9 protein-coding genes and 1 pseudogene (1 of these 10 only partly in view) are annotated in these 21948 nt (G+C 66.2%); 9 read left to right on the forward strand and 1 reads right to left on the reverse strand.

Features of this window, described 5'->3' with window-relative positions:
• The 9 genes and pseudogenes from ACNHGR_RS16330 to ACNHGR_RS16370 form a co-directional block, all read left to right on the forward strand.
• Positions 1 to 44 carry the 3' portion of a hypothetical protein gene (locus ACNHGR_RS16330; protein WP_475288497.1) on the forward strand. The gene continues 4279 nt to the left of window position 1, outside the view, so only the last 44 of its 4323 coding nucleotides appear in the window; its start codon lies beyond the left edge, outside the window; its stop codon occupies positions 42 to 44.
• Positions 41 to 10930: a BapA/Bap/LapF family large adhesin gene (locus ACNHGR_RS16335; RefSeq protein ID WP_475288455.1), complete on the forward strand. Its 10890-nt coding sequence runs from the start codon at positions 41 to 43 to the stop codon at positions 10928 to 10930. Before ACNHGR_RS16330 ends, ACNHGR_RS16335 begins: the two co-directional genes overlap by 4 nt.
• Positions 10931 to 11050: 120 nt before the next feature.
• Complete coding sequence (locus tag ACNHGR_RS16340; RefSeq protein WP_475287427.1) at positions 11051 to 12382, forward strand: TolC family protein; 1332 nt, start codon at positions 11051 to 11053, stop codon at positions 12380 to 12382.
• Positions 12379 to 14562: a type I secretion system permease/ATPase gene (locus tag ACNHGR_RS16345; RefSeq protein WP_475287429.1), complete on the forward strand. Its 2184-nt coding sequence runs from the start codon at positions 12379 to 12381 to the stop codon at positions 14560 to 14562. Before ACNHGR_RS16340 ends, ACNHGR_RS16345 begins: the two co-directional genes overlap by 4 nt.
• Positions 14559 to 15749 carry a beta-barrel domain-containing protein gene (locus tag ACNHGR_RS16350; RefSeq protein ID WP_475287431.1) on the forward strand — a complete coding sequence of 397 codons (1191 nt, stop codon included), beginning with the start codon at positions 14559 to 14561 and terminating at the stop codon, positions 15747 to 15749. Before ACNHGR_RS16345 ends, ACNHGR_RS16350 begins: the two co-directional genes overlap by 4 nt.
• On the forward strand, positions 15746 to 18841 hold the full coding sequence (locus ACNHGR_RS16355; RefSeq protein WP_475287433.1) for a UDP-N-acetylmuramoyl-tripeptide--D-alanyl-D-alanine ligase: 3096 nt from the start codon (positions 15746 to 15748) through the stop codon (positions 18839 to 18841). Before ACNHGR_RS16350 ends, ACNHGR_RS16355 begins: the two co-directional genes overlap by 4 nt.
• A gap of 90 nt (positions 18842 to 18931) precedes the next feature.
• Positions 18932 to 19411 (forward strand): MarR family transcriptional regulator, encoded by a 480-nt coding sequence (locus ACNHGR_RS16360; protein WP_475287434.1) that lies wholly within the window; start codon positions 18932 to 18934, stop codon positions 19409 to 19411.
• Between the two features lie 166 nt (positions 19412 to 19577).
• Positions 19578 to 20207 (forward strand): annotated as a pseudogene (locus ACNHGR_RS16365) (cell wall hydrolase); the annotation flags it as partial.
• Positions 20208 to 20493: 286 nt separating this feature from the next.
• Entirely contained in the window at positions 20494 to 21342 is an 849-nt protein-coding gene (locus ACNHGR_RS16370) for an ABC transporter substrate-binding protein (RefSeq protein WP_475287436.1), read from the forward strand.
• Here the strand turns inward: ACNHGR_RS16370 and cobO are convergent.
• Positions 21339 to 21947, reverse strand: a complete 609-nt coding sequence (cobO, locus tag ACNHGR_RS16375) for a cob(I)yrinic acid a,c-diamide adenosyltransferase (protein ID WP_475287437.1) — start codon at positions 21945 to 21947, stop codon at positions 21339 to 21341. The genes ACNHGR_RS16370 and cobO overlap by 4 nt on opposite strands.
• Position 21948 lies beyond the last annotated feature (1 nt).

The raw sequence follows: 21948 nt of genomic DNA on the forward strand, positions 1-21948 counted from the left end.
TGATGCCGACGTTGATGAACCTGCGCCGCCTACGGCCAGGCTGAATGCGACCGGGACGGTTTGCGCTGGCACGGCGGAGGCGCATGCGACGGTTCAGGTCTGGGATTCGGACGGCAATCTGATCGGCAGCGGAACGGCCGATGCCGACGGCAATTATGCGATCGATCTCGACCCGGCGCTGGCCAATGGCGAGACGGTCATGGTCACGCAGATGGACGCTGCGGGCAATGTGTCGCCGCCGGCGCTGGCAATCGCGCCGGATCTGACGGCGCCCGACGCACCCGATGCCACATTGGAAACGTCCAGCAGCGTCACTGGCACTGGCGAGCCCGGCGCGACGATCACGGTCTATGATGCGGCCGGCACGGTTCTGGGCACGGCGCAGGTCGGTATCGACGGCAATTACAGTGTCGCGCTCAGTCCGCCCCAGAATAATGGCGAGACGCTGACCGTCAGCCAGACGGATGCGGCAGGCAATGTGTCTGATCCGGTTACCCTGACGGCGCCGGATAGCACCGCGCCGCAAGCTCCGATCGCCAGCATATCCCCCGATGGCCAATCGGTCAGCGGTATGGGCGAACGCGGCGCCACCATTCGCATCTATAGCCGCTTTGGCGCGCTGATCGGCACGGCCGTCGTCCAGGGCGACGGCACCTATTCGGCCACGCTGACTGACGCGCAGACCAACGGTGAAGCGCTGACCGTCACGCAGACCGATGCGGCGGGCAATGAATCGACAGAAGTGCCCGTTACTGCGCCTGATCTGGACGCACCCGACATGCCGGTCGCCAGCATCTCGGCGGATGGCGCCACCGTGTCCGGCACGGGCGAGCCCGGTGCCATAATCGATGTACGGGACGCGGACGGCAATCTGATCGGCAGCGACGTGGTGCGGCCGGACGGCAGCTATAGCGTCGTTCTCTCACCGCCACGCGTCGAGGGCGAAGCACTGACGGTGATGCAGATTGATGCGGCTGGCAACATGTCCGACCCGGCGTCGGTCACCGCGCCGGACCTGACGGCGCCCGACGCACCGACGGCGACGATCGCGATGGATGGGTCATCCATCAGCGGGACCGGCGAAATTAGTGCGACGATCATCGTGCGCGATGCGTCCGGTGCGATCATCGGCACGGCGACGGTGGATGCGGACGGCAATTATGTGGTCGATTTCGACCCTGCGCTGGTGGATGGCGAAGTGCTGGATGTCACCCAGAGCGATGCGGCCGGCAATGTGTCACCCGGAATCTCCGTAACAGCACCCGATATCACGGCGCCGCCGGCACCGAGTGCGGTCATCGACGGGACAGGCACGGTGGTAAGCGGTGTGGCTGCTGCGGGATCGACCGTGGAAGTGCGCGCGGCGGATGGGACGCTGCTTGGTAGCGGCGTGGTCGATGCGCAGGGCAATTATACCGTCACGCTTTCGACCCCGCAGGTCGACGGCGAACCGCTGGCAGTGACGCAGGTGGATGCGGCGGGCAATGTGTCCGATCCGACCGACATCGTCGCGCCGGACCTGACGGCGCCCGATGCACCGACGGCGACGATCGCGACCGATGGTTCGTCCGTCAGTGGCGAAGGCGAGGTTGGCGCGACCGTCACGGTGCGCGATGCGTCCGGTGCGATCATCGGCACGGCGACGGTGGATGCGGACGGCAATTATGTGGTCGATTTCGACCCTGCGCTGGTGGATGGCGAATTGCTGGCCATCACCCAGAGCGATGTCGCCGGCAATGAATCGACCGGCGTGTCGGTGACGGCACCCGATACGACGCCGCCGCCTGCGCCGAGCGCGACGATCGACGGGACGGGCACGGTGGTGACCGGATCGGTAGTCACGGGCGCTGGCGTTGCCGGCTCCACGATCGAGGTGCGCGCGGCGGACGGGACGCTGCTGGGTAGCGGCATGGTCGACGCGCAGGGCAATTATACCGTCACGCTTTCGACGCCGCAGGTGGATGGTGAACCGCTGGCAGTGACGCAGGTGGATGCGGCGGGCAATGTGTCCGATCCGACCGACATCGTCGCGCCGGACCTGACGGCGCCCGATGCACCGACGGCGACGATCGCGACCGATGGTTCGTCCGTCAGTGGCGAAGGCGAGGTTGGCGCGACCGTCACGGTGCGCGATGCGTCCGGTGCGATCATCGGCACGGCGACGGTGGATGCGGACGGCAATTATGTGGTCGATTTCGACCCCGCGCTGGTGGACGGCGAAGTGTTGGCCATCACCCAGAGCGACGTCGCCGGCAATGAATCGACCGGCGTGTCGGTGACGGCACCCGATACGACGCCGCCGCCCGCGCCGAGCGCGACGATCGACGGGACGGGCACGGTGGTGACCGGATCGGTGGTCACGGGCGCCGGTGTTGCCGGCTCCACGATCGAGGTGCGCGCGGCGGACGGGACGCTGCTGGGCAGCGGCGTGGTCGATGCGCAGGGCAATTATACCGTCACGCTTTCGACGCCGCAGGTCGACGGCGAACCGCTGGCGGTGACGCAGGTGGATGCGGCAGGCAATGTGTCCGATCCGACCGACATCGTCGCGCCGGACCTGACGGCGCCCGACGCACCAACGGCGACGATCGCGATGGATGGGTCATCCGTCAGCGGGACCGGCGAAATTAGTGCGACGATCCTCGTGCGCGATGCGTCCGGTGCGATCATCGGCACGGCGACGGTGGATGCGGACGGCAATTATGTGGTCGATTTCGACCCTGCGCTGGTGGATGGCGAGATATTGGCCATCACCCAGAGCGACGTCGCCGGCAATGAATCGACCGGCGTGTCGGTGACGGCACCCGATACGACGCCGCCGCCTGCGCCGAGCGCGACGATCGACGGGACGGGCACGGTGGTGACCGGATCGGTAGTCACGGGCGCTGGCGTTGCCGGCTCCACGATCGAGGTGCGCGCGGCGGACGGGACGCTGCTTGGTAGCGGCGTGGTCGACGCGCAGGGCAATTATACCGTCACGCTTTCGACGCCGCAGGTGGATGGTGAACCGCTGGCAGTGACGCAGGTGGATGCGGCGGGCAATGTGTCCGATCCGACCGACATCGTCGCGCCGGACCTGACGGCGCCCGATGCACCGACGGCGACGATCGCAACCGACGGCTCGTCCGTTAGTGGCGAAGGCGAGGTTGGCGCGACCGTCACGGTGCGCGATGCGTCCGGTGCGATCATCGGCACGGCGACGGTGGATGCGGACGGCAATTATGTGGTCGATTTCGACCCTGCGCTGGTGGATGGCGAATTGCTGGCCATCACCCAGAGCGACGTCGCCGGCAACGAATCGACCGGCGTGTCGGTGACGGCACCCGATACGACGCCGCCGCCCGCGCCGAGCGCGACGATCGACGGGACGGGCACGGTGGTGACCGGATCGGTGGTCACGGGCGCCGGTGTTGCCGGCTCCACGATCGAGGTGCGCGCGGCGGACGGGACGCTGCTGGGCAGCGGCGTGGTCGATGCGCAGGGCAATTATACCGTCACGCTTTCGACGCCGCAGGTCGACGGCGAACCGCTGGCGGTGACGCAGGTGGATGCGGCAGGCAATGTGTCCGATCCGACCGACATCGTCGCGCCGGACCTGACGGCACCCGATGCACCGACGGCGACGATCGCGACCGATGGCGCGTCGATCAGCGGGACGGGCGAGGTTGGCGCGACCGTCACGGTGCGTGATGCCTCGGGAGACGTCATTGGAACGACAACGGTCGATCAGGATGGCAATTACGTCTTCCTGCTGAGCCCGGCCCGGACCGATGGCGAAACATTGACCATCACCCAGAGTGATGCCGCTGGCAATGAATCGACCGATGCGTCGGTGACGGCCGATGACACTACCGCACCGCCTCCGCCCACAGCGACGATCGACGACACCGGCCGGATCGTGACCGGCACGGGTGTCGCCGGTTCCACGGTCGAGGTGCGGACAGAGGGTGGCACGCTGCTGGGCAGCGCTACCGTCAACGCGCAGGGCAATTATTCGGTCGTGCTGACTCCGCCACAGGTGAACAGCGAAGCGCTGGTCGTGACCCAGGCGGATGCGGCCGGCAATATATCCGATGAGACGGATGTGACCGCGCCCGACCTGACCGCACCGGAACCGCCGACCGCCGACATCGCCGCAGACGGCGCGTCAATGAGCGGAACGGGTGAAAATGGCGCGACCATCACCATTACCGATCCGACCGGCATGGTGATCGGCATCGCCACGGTCGATGGCGACGGCAATTGGAGTAGCGCGCTCGTGCCGCCGCAGGTCCATGGCGAACCGTTGATCGTCGTGCAAAGCGATGCGGCGGGCAATGAATCGGCGGAAGTGCCGGTCACCGCACCCAATCTGAACGGGCCGGATGCCCCCGATCCGGTGACCGCCACGATCACACCGGATGGGGTGACCGTATCGGGCACGGGCGAGAGCGGCGCGACGGTGACCATCACCGGTCCCGGCGGTGCCTCGCTTGGTTTTGCAACCGTGGATGGGGATGGCAATTACAGCATTACCCTCGACCCGGCGCAGGCCAATGGCGAGAAACTGGTCGTCGTGCAGAACGATGCAGAGGGCAATTCTTCTGTCCCGGTCATCATCACTGCGCCCGATATCACTGATCCGACGGCCCCGACGGCTCAGATCGATCCGACCGGCATGGTCGTGACCGGCACAGGCGAAAAGGGTGCGACCGTTGCGGTGCGCGATGCTGACGGCACGCTGATCGGCACCGGAACGGTCGATAGCCATGGCCATTATGCGGTGACGCTGACCCCGCCGCAGACCGATGGATCGGAACTGACCGTCACGCAAATCGACGCGGCGGGCAATGAATCCGACCCCACCATCGTCGTGACGCCGGACCTGATGGTGCCCGATGCCCCAACCGGAACGGTGACGCCTGACGGCAGTGCGGTCACGGGCACCGGCGAAGCGGGCGCGACCATCAGCGTCATCGACGCGGATGGTACGGTGCTGGGCACGGCGGTCGTGGCGATTAATGGCAGCTATAGCGTGACGCTGGACCCGGCGCTGACCAATGGCGAAGCGCTGACCCTGGTGCAGACCGATGGCGCCGGCAATATTTCGCCCGAGGTCGATATCGCCGCGCCCGACATCACGGCCCCCGATGCGCCGACCGGCACGGTAACGTCCGATGGTACCGCGGTGACCGGCACGGGAGAGGCTGGCGCGACGATCAGCATCACAGCAGCCGACGGCACGGTGCTGGGCACGGCGACGGTAGGCGTCAATGGCGCTTATATCGTGACGCTGACCCCGGCGCAGGTGAATGGCGAGACGCTGGGCATCGTGCAGACCGATGCGGCCGGGAATGATTCGGTCGAGGTCGATGTGACGGCGCCGGATATCACTGCGCCGCTCGCTCCGACCGGGACGATCGCGCCCGATGGCGCGGAGGTGACCGGGACCGGCGAAGCCGGCGCGACCATCACGATCAGCGATGCCATGGGAATAGTGCTGGGTACCACGGTTGTGGCGAACAATGGCAGCTATTCGGTGACGCTGGATACGCCGCAGGCCAATGGCCAGGCGTTGACCCTGGTGCAGACGGACTTGGCGGGCAATGTGTCGCCCATCGTGGCGATCACCGCGCCCGATATCACGGCGCCCGGTGCGCCGACCGGCACGGTATCGTCCGATGGCACGGTCGTGACCGGCGCGGGCGAGGCTGGCGCGACGATCAGCATTACCAATGCGGCCGGGACGGTACTGGGAAGCGCGACCGTGGGGGCGAATGGCAGCTATGTCGTGACGCTGACCCCGGCGCAGGTAAATGGCGAGACGCTGGGCATCGTGCAGACCGATGCAGCCGGCAATGACTCGGTCGAGGTCGATGTGACGGCGCCGGATATCACCGCGCCGGTCGCCCCGACCGGGACGATCAGCGGCGACGGTGCAGTGGTCAGTGGCACGGGTGAAGCCGGTGCAACGATCAGCGTGACCAATGCCGCGGGTACGGTACTGGGCACCGTCATCGTAGCGGGCAATGGCAGCTATTCGGTGACGCTGGATACGCCGCAGGCCAATGGCCAGGCGCTGACCCTGGTGCAGACGGACTTGGCGGGCAATGTGTCGCCCACCGTGGCGATCACCGCGCCCGATATCACGGCGCCCGCTGCGCCGACCGGCACGGTATCGTCCGATGGCACGGTCGTGACTGGCACGGGCGAGGCTGGCGCGACGATCAGCATCACCAATGCCGCCGGGACAGTGCTGGGAAGCGCGACCGTGGGGGCGAATGGCAGCTATGTCGTGACGCTGACCCCGGCGCAGGTAAATGGCGAGACGCTGGGCATCGTGCAGACCGATGCAGCCGGCAATGACTCGGTCGATGTCGATGTGACGGCGCCGGATATCACAGCGCCGCTCGCCCCGACCGGGACGATTAGCGGCGACGGTGCGGTGGTCAGCGGTACCGGCGAGGCTGGAGCGACGATCAGCGTGACCAATGTGACCGGCACGCTGCTGGGCATGGCGGTCGTAGCGGGCAATGGCAGCTATTCGGTGACGCTGAATATGCCGCAGACCAATGGCGAGCGACTGACGCTGGTGCAGGCGGATGGGGCGGGCAATCTGTCGCCCACCGTGCCGATCACGGCGCCGGATACGACCGCGCCGACCGCGCCGACCGGGACGGTATCGTCCGACGGCACGGTCGTGACCGGCACGGGCGAAGCTGGCGCGACGATCAGCATCACGAATCCGGCTGGCACGGTCATCGGCACCGCGACGGTGGCGGGCAATGGCAGCTACAGCGCGACCCTGACGACGCCGCAGGTGAATGGAGAAACGCTGGGCGTGACTCAGGCGGATGCCGCCGGTAATGTGTCGGTAAGCGTGCCGACGATCGCGCCGGACATCACAGCGCCGCTCGCCCCGAACGGGACGATCAGCGGCGACGGTGCGGTGGTCAGCGGTACGGGTGAGGCCGGCGCGACCATCCGCGTCACCAATGCGACCGGCACGCTGCTGGGCACGGCGGTCGTGGCTGGCAATGGCAGCTATAGCGTCACCCTGACGACGCCGCAGACCAATGGCGAGCGACTGACGCTGGTGCAGGCGGATGGGGCGGGCAATGTGTCGCCCACCGTGCCAATTACGGCACCCGATACGACGGCGCCGACCCCGCCGACCGGTACGGTATCGTCCGATGGCACGGTGGTGACCGGCACGGGCGAGGCTGGCGCGACGATCAGCATCACCAGCCCGGCCGGCATGGTCATCGGCACCGCGACGGTGGCGGCCAATGGCAGCTATAGCGCGACCCTGACGACGCCGCAGGTGAATGGCGAAACGCTGGGCGTGACCCAGGCGGATGCGGCGGGCAATGTGTCGGTCCGTGTACCCACTATCGCGCCGGACATTACCGCGCCTGCTGCACCGACCGGCACCGTTACCGGAGATGGGACGGTAGTGAACGGCACGGGAGAGGCGGGTGCGACGATCAGCATCACGAATCCGGCGGGCACGGTCATCGGCACGGCGGTCGTGGCAGGCAATGGCAGCTATAGCGTCACCCTGACCACGCCGCAGACCAACGGGCAGACGCTTGGCATCACGCAGGCGGATGCGGCGGGCAATGTGTCGGTTCGTGTGCCGACGATCGCGCCGGATATCACGCCGCCGGCCACGCCGACCGGCACCGTTACCGCCGACGGCACGGTTGTGAACGGCACGGGCGAAGCGGGTGCGACGATCAGCATCACCAGTCCGGCCGGTACCGTCATCGGTACGGCGACGGTGGCGGCCAATGGCACCTATAGTGCCACGCTGACGACACCGCAGACCAATGGGCAGACGCTAGGCATCACGCAGGCGGATGCCGCAGGCAATGTGTCGCCCCGCGCGACGGCGCTGGCGCCGGACAGCACGCCGCCGGCGGCCCCGACCGGGACGATCAGCGGCAATGGCGCGGTGGTCAGTGGCACGGGCGAGGCTGGCGCAACCATCCGCATCACCAATGCCACCGGCACGCTGCTGGGCACGGCGGTCGTGGCCACCAACGGCACCTACAGCGCCACGCTGACGACGCCACAGACCAATGGCGAGCGGCTGACGCTGGTGCAGAGCGATGCGGCAGGCAATGTCTCGCCGACCGTACCGCTGACCGCGCCGGATACGACGGCGCCGGTGGCGCCGACTGCCGCCGTCTCCGCCAATGGCGGGGCGGTGACGGGGACGGGCGAGGCCGGGGCGACGATCACCGTCCGGGCCGCCGACGGCACGATCCTGGGCACCGCCACGGTAGCCGCCAATGGTAGCTACACCGTGGCACTCAGCCCCGCGCAGTTGAATGGCGAGCGGCTAAGCGTGAGCCAGGCGGACGCGGCGGGCAACGGATCGCCCAATACCGCCGTCACCGCGCCTGACCATACGCCGCCTGCCGCACCAACCGCCAGCGTATCGGCCACCGGTACAGTGGTGACCGGCACGGGCGAAGCCGGCGCGACCGTCACCATCACGAATGCCGCGGGTACCGTGATCGGCACGGCGGTAGTCGCGGCCAATGGCAGCTATTCGGTGACGCTGACCCAGGCGCAGGCCAATGGCGAGACGATCGGCGTCATCCAGACCGATGTTGCCGGGAATCCGTCTACTTCGACCAGCGCCATCGCACCCGACATCACGGCGCCCAATGCGCCGGTCAATCTGGCGGTCAACACTGCCGGCACGACGCTGACCGGCATTGGTGAAGCCGGAGCGACGGTGCGGGTCCGCGATGGAACCGGCACGGTGATCGGCACCGCTCAGGTCGGATCGGACGGTCGCTTCTCCGTCACCCTGTCCAGTCCGCAGGTCGGCGGTCAGAATCTGACCGTGACCCAGACCGATGCGGCCGGCAACCAGTCGCAGCCCGGTATTGTGGGTGCGCCGTTCGACATCGCCGCATTCGACAACAGCACGGTCGCCCTGATCGACCTGTTGCCGATATCGACGGCGGTGAACCATGGCACGGCCAATTATCTGGCGCTGGTGTCGCTCGGCCTGCTCAACCTCAATGCGCAGGTACTGGCGACCCCCAGCGTCGGCTTCACCGTGGCGGACGGCCATAGCCTGAACGCCGTCTTCACCTATGATGCGACGCTCAGCATCGGCGTGCTCAGCGGCTATTCGGTTGCGGTGCAGCGCTGGAACGGGTCGGCCTGGGTCGCCGTGGGCGGCGGCAATGGCGCGTCGCTGCTGCAACTCAACCTGTTGAACGGCAATCTGGTCAGCACCGAAACGCTGGGGCCGGGCCAGTATCGTGCCTTCGTCACGTTCGACGGAGCGGCGGGCGTCGGCCTGCTGGGGGCGCTCAATGTGGCGGGGACCGATTCGGACTTCACCGACATTGGCGGCATCGTGCCCCAACAGATCCACGGCAATGTCATCACCGATCCCAGCCCTGACGGCCATATCGACATCATCAGTCCGCGAACGGTGATCCAGAGCGTGACCGTCAACGGGGTGACGACGGCGGTCAATGCCAATGGCACGGTGGTGAACGGTGCCTTCGGCCGGCTGGTCATCAATCTGGACGGCAGCTACACCTACACCCCGTCGCCGACCGCTGCGTCGATCGGCAAGACCGACGTGTTCCAATATACGCTGATCGACAAGAGCGATGGCGAGACGGAGACGGCGAACCTGTCGATCACGATCGGCAGCGACGACATCACGGCCGCTCCGATCGCCAATCATGATGTCGCGACCGCCGGGGTCCAGTATCAGAATGTCGTGGAGACGGTGGCGCCGACGGTCGAATTCTCGTTCAACACGCCGATCCTGAGCACCCGGTCGGGCAGCGACGGCTTCACCGTTGCCGCCAATAGTCAGCCGGATGTCACCATCACCGTCATTCGCGGCGGCGCGATCGCCCTGTTGCCGAGCTACACCATCACGGTAAAGAATGCGGCGGGCGCGACGGTGGGCAACTATACGGCGGTATCGGTCGCCGGGTTGCCGCTGGGATCGGGCATCACCCATACGTTCGAGGATCTGCCGGCCGGCACCTATACCTATACGGTGTCCAGCACCAACGGGTTGGGAACGGCCTATGGATCGACCGTCTATATCAGCGAGTCGATCACCCATTTCGACCAATATACGGTGTCGAGCGTGACCGGGACGCAGGGCGAGTTGCTCGCCAACGACGTGACCGGCACCGCCTTCCCGGTGGTGAAGGTCGGGACGGGCAGTGGCTTCGTGGAAGTGGGCGAGACGGCGGTGACCGTCCAGGGCACCTATGGCAAGCTGACGGTCAACGAGACGGGCCATTATAGCTATACGCCCAGCACAACGATCCCACATTCGACCGTCAATCTGGTTGACAGCTTCACCTACCAGATCGTCCAGCCCAATGGCGTGACGGCCACGGCCACGCTGGATGTGACGATCAATGTCGGTTCCGGCGCGACGTCGGCGGTGATGTCGGTCGAGGAGGCGAGCCTGCGTATGGATGAGTCAGCGGCCGTCAGCGATGATACGCATCACACCGCGAGCCAGGCGTCCGAACCGGCCGTCAGTGCGGCTTCCGAGGATGCGACCTTACCGACGGTGCAGGAAAGCAGCACTTCGGGCACCGATCTGGTCGCGGCGGCATCGGCATCCGGTCCGGTCGAGGCGACGAGCGTCGATCAGCCGGTTGCGTCCGATACGGACCAGACCGACGTGCCCGTGTCCAACGAGGTGCTGGGCGAACTGGCCTATCAGATGTTCGAAGGGCAGGGCGTGTTGGAAAATGTCCTGTCGGCCTATCTCGACCGCCAGCCTCTGCCAGAACGGGTGGAACTGGCTGATACAGGGACGGCTACCGGACCCGAAAGCGTCGATCTGACGTCGGTGGATGTGCCTCAGGATCCGCTTGGATATCTCACGACATCGGACGATATCGAAAAGCATAATATGAATAACGGTCATGCATTATGACAGGGTTTGTTATGAATAGAGAAAGGTGAAATCCATTGCGATAGCGACATGATAACAATCTCATCATGTTAGCATGTTCGTAACCAATGCCACCCATGCTGGTCATAACTGGATGAGGATATGACCGGCATGGGAACATGGTTCCATAACGGCAGAGCCTATCTATTGCTCGCCGGCGGCCTGCTTGTTTCGGCCGCAACTGCACAGACCGACCCGGCGGTAAACCTCGCCGATCCGGTGACGCTGGAAGAAGCCGCCCGGGAGGCGATCGCCTGGCACCCGGTGCTGACCCAGGCGGCGGGCGAACTCAACGCCCGCACGACCGAAGTGGATGTCGCCCGCGCCGGCTATTCGCCGCAGATCAGCGCTGGCCTCGCCACCGGCTATGATAGCCGCCTGACCGCCGACTGGCGCCCCCGCCCGCAGATCAATGCCTCCCAGATGCTCTATGATTTCGGCAAGGTGGCGAGCGCGGTAGAGGGCGCGCGCGCGGGTACGCGGGTTGGCGAGGCGGAGATGCTGCTGGCGGTGGACGGACTGATCCGCGACACCGGCTATGCCATGGTCGAGGTGCAGCGCGGTGAAGCGCTGCACCGGATCGGGCTGGAGCAACTGGAGCGGGTCAGGGCGATCAGCGATCTGGTCGACAGCCGCGTGGAAAAGGGCGCGGCGACCCGGTCGGATGGCTTGCAGGCGCAGGCCCGCGTGGAAGCCGCGATCGCCACATTGTCGCAGATCGAGGCGGCACGCCGCCGTTGGTCCAGCAATCTGGCCTATTTGCTGGGGCGCACGGCGCCGCCGGCCAAGGTCGATGAGGATGTGCCGGGCTGGTTGATGGCGGCCTGCCGCCAACCGCCGCCCGACTGGGCCGACGTGCCGGCCGTCATGGTGGCAGAGGCACAGAAGGATCAGGCCGTTGCCGATCTGAAACGCCGCAAGGCCGAGCAAATGCCCACCATCTCCATCGCCGGCACCAGCACGATCGACGTGTCCGATCCGCTGTCCAGCCGGCGCAGCGCCTATTCGCTGGGCCTCAACGTCAGCAGCAATGTGTTCGGCGGCGGGATCACCAGGGCACGGGTGCGCGGCGCGGCCTTCGCGCTGGAGGCTGCCGATGCCGCCACCGATCGGGCGCGCAACGAGACGGCGCAGCGCCTGTCCGAGGCGCAGCAGCAGATCGACAGTCTGGGTGCGCTGCTCAAGACGCTGGCATCGCGAGAGGGCAATATGGACGAAACCGGCAAGCTCTATCGCATGCAATATCTGGAAATGGGCACGCGCACGCTGGTCGACCTGCTCAATGCCGAGCAGGAATTCCAGCAGGTCCGGTTCGAGGCGGCCAATACCGCCCACGACCTGCGGCGGTTGCAGATGGATTGCCTCTATAATTCGGGCCGGACCCGCGCCGCCTTTCACCTCACGGGCACAGTGGTGCGCGGGGTGACGCTATGAACATGATGCCGCCGATCAAGCCGGTCGCAGGCGCGGCCGCCGATCCAACGCCGTCGGCCGCGGTGTCGATCGACGCCTGGCTGGACCTGTTGCAGCAGGTGGCGCGCCATTATGGCCTGCCCAATAGCGAGCAGGGCGCCAAGCTGGCGGGCCTGTGGGCCGGGATGGACGGCGAGCAGGCCAAGATACGCGGCATGGCGCGCGCGCTGGGCCTGTCGATCCGGTTCCGCACCCCCGACGCGCGCGACAAGCTGTCCGGCTGGCGCCTGCCGATGATCGTGCGGATGAGCGACGGCGCACTGGCGCTGGTCACGGCCATAGCCGAGGATGGCGAGGCGACGCTGTCTCTGGCGGGCGAGGGCGGTCTGCGCGCCCATATGCCGATCGCGGACGTGGCGCGGGGCGCGACCCTGCTGGTCATCGCCCGCCCGGTGCGCGCGGCCCCCGATGCCCGTGTCGACCCCTATATCCATCAACAGGAAGAAAATTGGCTGCGGCGGATCATCCATCAGGACAGCCGGTCCTATGTGCATGTGATGGTGGCGTCCTGCATCGCCAATATATTGGGCCTGTCCGGCGTGATCTTCTCGATGCAGGTCTATGACCGGGTGGTCCCGGCGGAATCCTATCCGACGCTCTATATTCTGGTGCTGGGCGTGGCGATGGCGATCGGCTTCGACTTCCTGCTGCGCCGGCTGCGCATGAACATCGTCGATGTGCTGGGCAAGCGCGCGGACCTGCGCATGTCGGACAAGGTGTTCGGCCATGCGCTGCGCGTGCGCAACCGGGCGCGGCCGACGTCCACCGGCACGTTCATCGCCCAGTTGCGCGATCTGGATCAGGTGCGCGAACTGCTGACCTCCACCACCGTGGCGGCGATGGCGGATCTGCCCTTCTTCCTCATCTTCCTTGTGATCCTGTGGTTTATCGGCGGGCCGCTGGTGCTGGTGCCGCTGGCCGCTTTGGTACTGCTGCTGGTGCCGGGCCTGCTCGCCCAGCGCAAGCTGCGCGCCTATGCCACCGCGTCGATGCGGGAAGCCTCGCTGCGCAACGCCATGCTGGTGGAGGCCGTGCAGGGGATAGAGGATATCAAGGCGTTACAGGCCGAGGAGCGGTTTCAGCAGCATTGGAACCGCTACAATTCCGAAGCGGGGGAGCAGCAGTTGAAACTGCGCGGCCTGACCAACAGCCTGACCGTCTGGACGCAGAATGTGCAGAATGGCGTCTATGCCGGGATCGTGTGCGTCGGCGCGCCGATGGTGATTGCGGGCGATATCACGACCGGCGCGCTGGTCGCTTCCTCGATATTGGGGTCGCGGATGATGGCACCCATGTCGCAGGTGACGTCGCTGCTCAGCCGCTTCCAACAGTCGCGCGTGGCGATCGGCAGCCTCAATCAGATCATGAGCCTGCCGGTAGACCGGCCCGATGCGGAACATCGTATTTCCGTGCATGCGATCGCCGGCACGATGACCATCCATGGTGGGGTGTTCAGCTATGCCGACCCGAACAGCCCGCCGGCGCTCACGATTCCGGAATTGGAGATCAAGGCCGGCGAGAAAGTGGCGCTGCTGGGCCGCAACGGCGCGGGTAAATCGACCCTGTTGCAGGCGCTGTCGGGCATGATGCAGCCGGTGTCGGGCGAAGTGCTGGTCGACAATCTGGCGCTCCACCATATCGACCCCAACGACCTGCGCCGCGACGTCAGCTTCCTGTCGCAGAACAGCCGGCTGTTCCACGGCACCATCCGCGAAAATCTGACGCTGGGCGCGCCGGACGTGTCCAATGAGGAGATATTGTCCATGCTGGCGATGACCGGCGCGATTCAGTTCGTCCGGCGCCTGCGCAGCGGGCTGGAACATGTCATCCTGGAGGGCGGGAACGGCCTGTCGGGTGGGCAGATCCAGTCGCTGCTGCTGGCCCGGCTGTTGCTGCGGCACCCGACCGTCGCGCTGCTGGACGAGCCGACCGCCGCGATGGACGAAGTGTCGGAACGCCATTTCATCGACGGCCTCAAGAACTGGGGGCAGGGACGCACGATGGTGATCGCGACCCACCGGATGCGGGTGCTGGAACTGGTCGACCGGGTGATCGTGATCGACAACGGCGGCATCTTGCTGGACCAGCCCAAGGATGCGGCGCTCCGCACCATGCAGGCCAATCGGGCGAGGGTAGCATGAGCGGCGTCGCGGTCATCGATGACGAATGGCAGTTCGACGATGAAGGGCGCAGCCGCATCGCCGGCGCGAAGCGGCTATTGTGGCTGGTCACGGCATTGTTCGTTGCCGCCTTCACCTGGGCCTGGTTCGCCAAGCTGGACGAGGTCGCCAGCGGCAGCGGACGTGTCGTTCCTACCAGCCGGGAACAGGTCATTCAGTCGCTGGAAGGCGGCATATTGGCCCGGCTGATGGTCAAGCAGGATGATATCGTGAAGCCGGGGCAAATCCTGGCGCAACTGGACCCCACCCAGGCCGGATCGACAGTGGATGAAAGCGCGGCCAAATATCGCGCCGCCTTGGCCAGCGCCGCACGATTGCGGGCCGAGGTTGGCGGTACCGCCATCGTCTTCCCCGCAGAACTCGACCGCTATCCTGAATCGAAGGCCGCTGAAACGCGCCTCTATCGCGACCGGCGCGACAGCCTGATGAGTTCCGACCGGCTGATCGACGAATCCCTGACCCTCATCAGCAAGGAAGTGAAGATCGGCGAATCCCTGATCGCCGTTGGTGCTGCCAGCAGCGTGGAAGTGCTCCGGCTGAAGCGGCAGCAGGCCGAACTGGCGCTCAAGAAATCCGATCTGCGATCGCAATATCTGGTCGAGGCACAGCAGGATCTGGCCAAGGTCAGCGAGGAGGTGGAGGCACTGGCGCCGGTGGTGCGTGGCCGGTCCGATACGCTCAAGCGCCTGACCCTGCGATCCCCGGTGCGCGGCGTGGTGAAGAGTATCGAGGTGTCCACCATCGGCGGCGTGGTGTCGCCCAATGGCGAGATCATGCAGATCGTGCCGCTGGACGACCAGTTGCTGATCGAGGCGCGTATTTCGCCGCGCGACATCGCCTTCATCCATCCCAACCAGCGGGCGACGGTCAAGATCACCGCTTATGATTATGCCATTTACGGCGGGCTGGAAGGGACGGTGTCGAGCATATCGCCGGACACGATCAAGGATGAGGTGAACCCGGAAATCTATTATTACCGGGTCTTCGTCAGGACCAAATCGGTTGCCGTCGTCAACAAGGCGGGCAAGCGCTTCCCGATCGTGCCGGGCATGATCGCCACGGTGGATATCCACACCGGCAGCAAGACGGTGATGCAATATCTGCTGAAGCCTTTGAACCGCGCCCGTGAAGCGTTGCGCGAACGATGAGCCGACCGCTGGAAGAAAGGCTGGCCGCAATCGGCGATCGGGTGCGGCAGGTGGCGGCGGTGCCGGTTGATGGCGCGCCGACGGTCGTGTTGTTCCTGTCCTTCACCGATGGCGCGACGCGGGCGCAGACCATCAGCGTCAGCGCGCCGGATGCGACGCGGTGCTGGGAAAAGGCATTACCACTGCTCCGCGCGGCGGCGGACCGGCTGGACTGGCTGCGCGTCGATTGGGTCCGCGCGGTCGAAAAGGCCGATTGGCAAAGCCTGCGGCAGAGACTGGATGTCACGAAACGCAACTATTTCCGCCTCGGCATTTCGCTCGACGCGGCGCTGGAACAGGCCTTTCTGGAAACGGAAATCAACGCCAACGCCATGCTTTACGGTGGCAATGGCCATCCCACCGCCATCGTCAATGAAGGCAACATCCGGCGCTACGCCCGGCTGCGCCATGGCATCCGGGCGATCGACTTCGGCGATGAAACGCCGGTCTGGCTCTTTTCCACCGCCGGCCTGTTCATGGGCGCCGATGGCGTCCTCCACGCGATCCGCGAGCAGGGCCGCAATGCCGGGCGGCGGACGGTGGAGCGGCTGGACCCCGATCTGCTGCTGCACCTGATCGATGACGGCAGCGCCTATCTCGCGTCGCAGGTGCAGCCGGACGGCCGCTTCCATTATGGCTGGCACCCCTGTTTCGACCGGCCGATCGCCGCCTATAACAGCCTGCGCCACGCCAGCAGCACCTATGCCATGCTGGAAAGCTGGGAGGTGACGCGATCGCCCACGCTGCTCGCCGCGATCGAACGGGCGCTGGCCTGTCTGGAGCACGAGTTGATCCGCCCGGCCACCCTGCCGGACGGCACGCAGGCCGCTTTCCTGGTCGATCCCGGTAATGAGGCGAAGCTGGGTGGCAACGCCGTCTGCCTGCTCGCCCTGGTCAAATATAGCGAGTTGATGGCGACCGACCGCTATCGCCCGCTGCTCGATCAACTCGCCGCCGGCATCCTGCATATGCAGGACAAGGTGAGCGGGCGCTTCGTTCATATACTCGACTATCCGACGCTGACGGTGAAGCAGGACTTCCGCATCATCTATTATGATGGGGAGGCCGCCTTCGGGCTGATGCGCCTCTATGGCCTGACCGGCGATCCGCGCTGGATCGAAGCGGTGGCGCGGGCCTTCACCCATTTCATCGCGGCGGGCCATGCGGCGGCGCACGACCATTGGCTGAGCTATTGCGTCAATGAACTGACCCGTTACCGCGCGGACGAGGCCTGGTTCCGCTTCGGGCTAGACAATGTCCGCGACCATCTGGATTTCGTGGAAAATCGCATCACTACCTTCCCGACGCTGCTGGAACTTATGATGGCGGCGCAGCATATGATCGCGCGCCTGTCCGCCGACCCAGACCACCGCCACCTGCTCGACACGATCGACCTCGGCAAATTCCACCGCGCGCTGCATGCCCGTGCCCATTATCTGCTGAACGGTCATTTCTGGCCCGAACTGGCGATGTTCTTCGCCAACCCGCGTCGGATCGTCGGCAGCTTCTTCATCCGCCACCATGCCTTTCGCGTGCGCATCGATGACGTCGAACATTATCTGTCGGGCCTCGTCGCCTATCGCCGGCACTTGCTGGAGACACAGGCGGAAGAGGCAGCGCTCCCCGCCGAAACCGGATGGACCGCGCGCAGTGTCTGCCAGGCGACGGGCGGACGCTGGACCGTGCCGCCGCCTGCCGACTGGCAAGCGGAGGGGCTGTGCATCTTCCCACCCAGCCTGCGCGATGGCGAGATGGTCGTGATGCGGGGCAGGGAGGGGGAGCGCGGTATCCCCCCGCGCCTGATCGATCGCCTGAAGCCGCAGGCATCGGCGATCATCACCAGCGCGCCCGAACGCTTTGCCGGTGCCGGCCTGCCGGTGCTGGCGGTGCCCGATAATGACGAGGCGATATTGGCGCTCGGCCGGCATGCCCGCGCGGCGATGACCGGCAAGCTGATCGGCGTGACCGGCAGCGCGGGCAAGACCACCATGGTCGCGATGCTGGCGCGGACGTTGCGGCCATGGGGTGCGGTGGGCGAAACCCGGCTGAACGCCAATTTGCCGCACGGCATTGCCTGGAATCTCGCCTCTATCCCGTGGAATACGCCGCATATCGTGATGGAACTGGCGATCGGCCGGATGCAGCAGAATGCAGCGCTTACCCGGCCCGACATTGCGGTATTCACCAATATCGCACCGGCGCATCTGGAATTTCATCATGATCTGGCCACTGTGGCGCGGCGCAAGAGCGCGATCTTCGCAGGAATGGCGCCCGGTGGCGTGGCCATATTGAACGCCGACATGGCGGAACTGCCGCGCGTGCGCGCGCTGGCGCTGGCACATGATCTGCGCATCATCAGCTATGGCGAGGCTGCGGAGGCGGACTTCCGGCTGGTCGGGCGGCAGGGCGACCATATGCAGGCGAAGACCCCCATGGGCATGCTCCATTATCGCTTGCAGGCGCCGGGGCGCCATATGGCCCTCAACAGCCTGGCGGTGCTGGCGACCCTGTCCGCTTTGTCGCTGGACGCAAGCCGGGATTTCGGGCGGGGGCTGGAGGCGCTGGCCGCTTTCCGTCCGCTGGCCGGGCGCGGCGAGGAACTGGCGCTGACCATTGATGGCCGGCGGATCGCGCTGATCGACGAAGCCTATAACGCCAATCCCGCCTCCATGGCCGCTGCGCTGGACCTGCTGGGCGCGCGATCGGGCGGTCGGCGCATCGCGATATTGGGCGAAATGCTGGAACTGGGGCCGGATGCGGCGCGCTATCATGCCGCGCTGGCGCCCCGGATAGGGCGTCATAAGCTTGACTGCGTCCATGCCCTTGGCTCGCTGTACGCGCCATTATGGGCCGGCTTGCCGCCCGATTGCCATGGCCTGCACGCGGACCATGTCGGGCAATTATACGCGCATCTGAAGCAGACGATGCGCGAGGGCGATATCATCCTGGTCAAAGGGTCGCATGGCAGTGGGCTGCACGCTTTGGTCGACCAGTTGAAGGCCGAGGCGCAGGGACCGGATCGGTCGGAAATGGAGACAGTTTCGGTCGCGTGACCGCAAGAAAATTACGCTGTTTAGGGTTCGTTAAGGTGGCGGGGTCAGCCTTTGACTCGATCGAAGAGAATGCAGTGCAAGGATGTAAGCATGGCTTCGCGCGAACGCAGAGAGGGATCATCGACACCGGATATGTCCGGCATGTCGCTGCTTGCCCTCGCCCGGCAAACGCAGCAGGCGCGGATTCATTGCTCCCAGCATTTCCCCAAACATGTGTTCCGCGATTCCGCCTGGGACATCATGCTGGAATTGTTCGTCGTTGCGGAAGAGGGGCGGACCCTGTGCGTCAAGGATACGATGGCGATCTCCGGCGAGAGCGCCACTGGCACGATCCGGCGGATAGAAAGCCTGGAGGATGCCGACCTGGTCGTCCGCCGGTATGACCCGCGGGATCATCGCCGCATGCTGGTGGAACTGAGCGACAAGGGGCGGGAGGCGATGATATCCTTCCTCTACCATCTGTTCGAGGTTGGCGAGGCCGCTTCGCATGGTGGTGTGCCGATCAAGCCGGTTTCCTTCGTGCCGCTGGCCACGCGCCGGCCCGGCACCGGCCTGCGCGACAATAGCTGACGCGATGGCCACGGCCTTCGCCTCGCGCCGGGTGGCGGGGACCGTCCTGATGGGGCTGGCCTTCCTGCTGGCCGCGTTGGCGCTGTCGCAGGGGCAAAAGGCGCCAGCGCCGACGATGGCGCAGGTGCCGGACAGAATGCAGGCAGTGGACCAGACGGCCCTTGACCGAAAACCGCCTTCCCTCCCCAGAGTGGAGCCGTCGCAGCTCTATGCGCTGCCTATGGGCAAGGCGCGGACGGTGAACGCCGCCATTCCCATGTCGCCGCGCCCAAATCCGGCGGCCAGCCCCTTCCGCTTCGCCGGCGGGGCGGACGATCTGGCACGCGCCACCGATTGTCTGGCCGCCGCGCAAATATACGAGGCGGGCGACGATAGGGTCGGCGAACAGGCAGTGGCGCAAGTGGTGCTCAACCGCGTGCGCCATCCCGCCTTTCCCAAATCGGTGTGCGGCGTCGTCTTTCAGGGACAGGAACGGCGCACCGGCTGCCAGTTCACCTTCACCTGTGATGGCGCCCTGGCCCGGACGCCGTCGCCGGCCGCCTGGCAGCGTGCGCGGACGATCGCAAAGGGCGCGTTGTCAGGCGCGGTGTTCCGGCCGGTGGGCCTTGCCACCCATTATCATACCGACTGGGTCCTACCCTATTGGAGCGCCAGTCTGGACAAGACGGCGAAGGTCGGCACCCATCTCTTCTTCCGCTGGACCGGCTGGTGGGGAACGCCGCCGGCCTTCCAGGCATCGGCCGGTGGCGCCGAGCCGCTGGTCGGTCGGATCGCGCGCCTGTCGCTGGCGCATCGGGACAGTGCGCGGCCGGTAATGGCGGCGGCGGACAGGTCCGAAGATCAGCTCCGCGCCGCCTCCCGGCCGATCGTGGGACAGGTCATGCCGCCCGCCAACAAAAGCTGGACCCCGGCACCGGAGATGCCTTTGCCGGGCGGCGTGCGACGCGACCCGCACGTCGAGACGGTGGAGATCGGACCAAGACGGGAAGCAGCGCTGATCGCGCTCGCGCCGGCCGGCGGATAGCGCGCCATCGCATCGTCACGGTTGCGCCGTCGAAACGGCACGCTATGGGGCTGGTGCGATGAAGCCTATCCCGTCACCCCGGCTGCTGGGCGGCCTGATCCTTGCTGTGGCGGCGGGCATTGCGGGCTGGGCCATGGCGGCCGCGCCGGTGCGCAAGGCGCCAGCCGTGCCGCGCCGCATCGTCTCGCTCAACCTGTGCGCGGACCAGCTGGTCGTGGCGCTGGCCGATCGCGATCAGATTGCCGGGCTGACCCATAATGCGGCCGATCCCCATATGTCCGCCGTGGCCGCGCAGGTGGGGGGGCTGCCCATATTGAACGGCTCGGCCGAAGCGGTGCTAGCGGCCGATCCCGACCTGATGATCGGCATGCCGGTGCGGCGCAATCCGGCGATCGCGGTGCTCAAGGCGCGCCATTATCCGGCGATGGACCTCAAAGGCGCCGACAGCTACGACGCGATCGTCGCCTCCATCCGCGACGTGGCGAAGGCGGTGGGCCAACCGGCACGCGGCGAAGCGCTGATCGCGCAGATGGATGCCGACATGCGGGCCATCGGCAGGGCCGGTGCCGGCCGGGTGGCGGCCTATTATCAGCGGCGCGGCTATCTGACCGGGACCGGTACGCTGATCGATGACCTGATGCAGCGGGTGGGCCTTACCAATCTGGCCGGAAAGCTGGGCAGGCCGTCCCTGTCGCAGATGCGGCTGGAGGAGGTTGTCGCGGCCCGCCCGGATTATCTGATCGTGGACAGCGCGACCGACCGGGTGACCGATCAGGGCACGGAAATGATGCATCATCCCGCGCTCCGGAGCATCCGGCGGATCGGCATCCCGCAGGCCTGGACCGTGTGCGGCGGCCCGGCCTATGTGAAGGCCGCGCGCGCGCTGGCGGCGGCGACTTCCTCCTAAAATTCGATGCCGGGCTGCGCCTTGACGCCCTGTTCGCGGAACGGATGCTTCAGCAGCGTCATCTCGGTGGCCAGATCGGCCTGCTCGATCAGCGCTTCGGGCGCGTTGCGGCCGGTGACGATGACATGCTTCATCTCGGGTCGCGCGGTCAGCACCGCCAGCACCTCGTCCAGCGGCAGATAGTCGTAGCGCAGCACGATATTGAGTTCGTCGGCCAGCACCATGGCGTAAGCGGGGTCTGCGATCATCCGCTTCACCTCCGCCCACGCCTCCCGCGCCAGCGCGATATCGCGGCTGCGGTCCTGCGTGTTCCAGGTGAAGCCTTCACCCATCGGCTTGAATTCGACCTGATCGGGGAAAGCGTCGAAAACTTGCCTTTCGCCGGTGGTCATCGCCCCCTTCACGAACTGGACGATGCCGACCTTCTTGCCATGGCCGATGGCGCGGACCACCATGCCGAGCGCGGCCGTGGTCTTGCCCTTGCCCTTGCCGGTATGGACGATCAGCAGACCCTTCTCCACCGTCTTGCCGGCGATGATGCGGTCATGCGCGGCCTGCTTTTTCTGCATCTTGGCCTTATGCTGTTCCTCGGTGCGTTCCACCATC

It is taken from the genome of Sphingobium sp. RS1 (assembly GCF_056156825.1).

Excerpts from the sequence above, each read along its gene's own strand:
- ACNHGR_RS16360 (WP_475287434.1), top strand. The coding sequence starts at position 18,932 with ATGGCTTCGCGCGAACGCAGAGAGGGATCATCGACACCGGATATGTCC.
- ACNHGR_RS16340 (WP_475287427.1), top strand. The coding sequence starts at position 11,051 with ATGACCGGCATGGGAACATGGTTCCATAACGGCAGAGCCTATCTATTG.
- ACNHGR_RS16355 (WP_475287433.1), top strand. The coding sequence starts at position 15,746 with ATGAGCCGACCGCTGGAAGAAAGGCTGGCCGCAATCGGCGATCGGGTG.
- cobO (WP_475287437.1), bottom strand. The coding sequence starts at position 21,947 with ATGGTGGAACGCACCGAGGAACAGCATAAGGCCAAGATGCAGAAAAAG.
- ACNHGR_RS16345 (WP_475287429.1), top strand. The coding sequence starts at position 12,379 with ATGAACATGATGCCGCCGATCAAGCCGGTCGCAGGCGCGGCCGCCGAT.
- ACNHGR_RS16350 (WP_475287431.1), top strand. The coding sequence starts at position 14,559 with ATGAGCGGCGTCGCGGTCATCGATGACGAATGGCAGTTCGACGATGAA.
- ACNHGR_RS16370 (WP_475287436.1), top strand. The coding sequence starts at position 20,494 with ATGAAGCCTATCCCGTCACCCCGGCTGCTGGGCGGCCTGATCCTTGCT.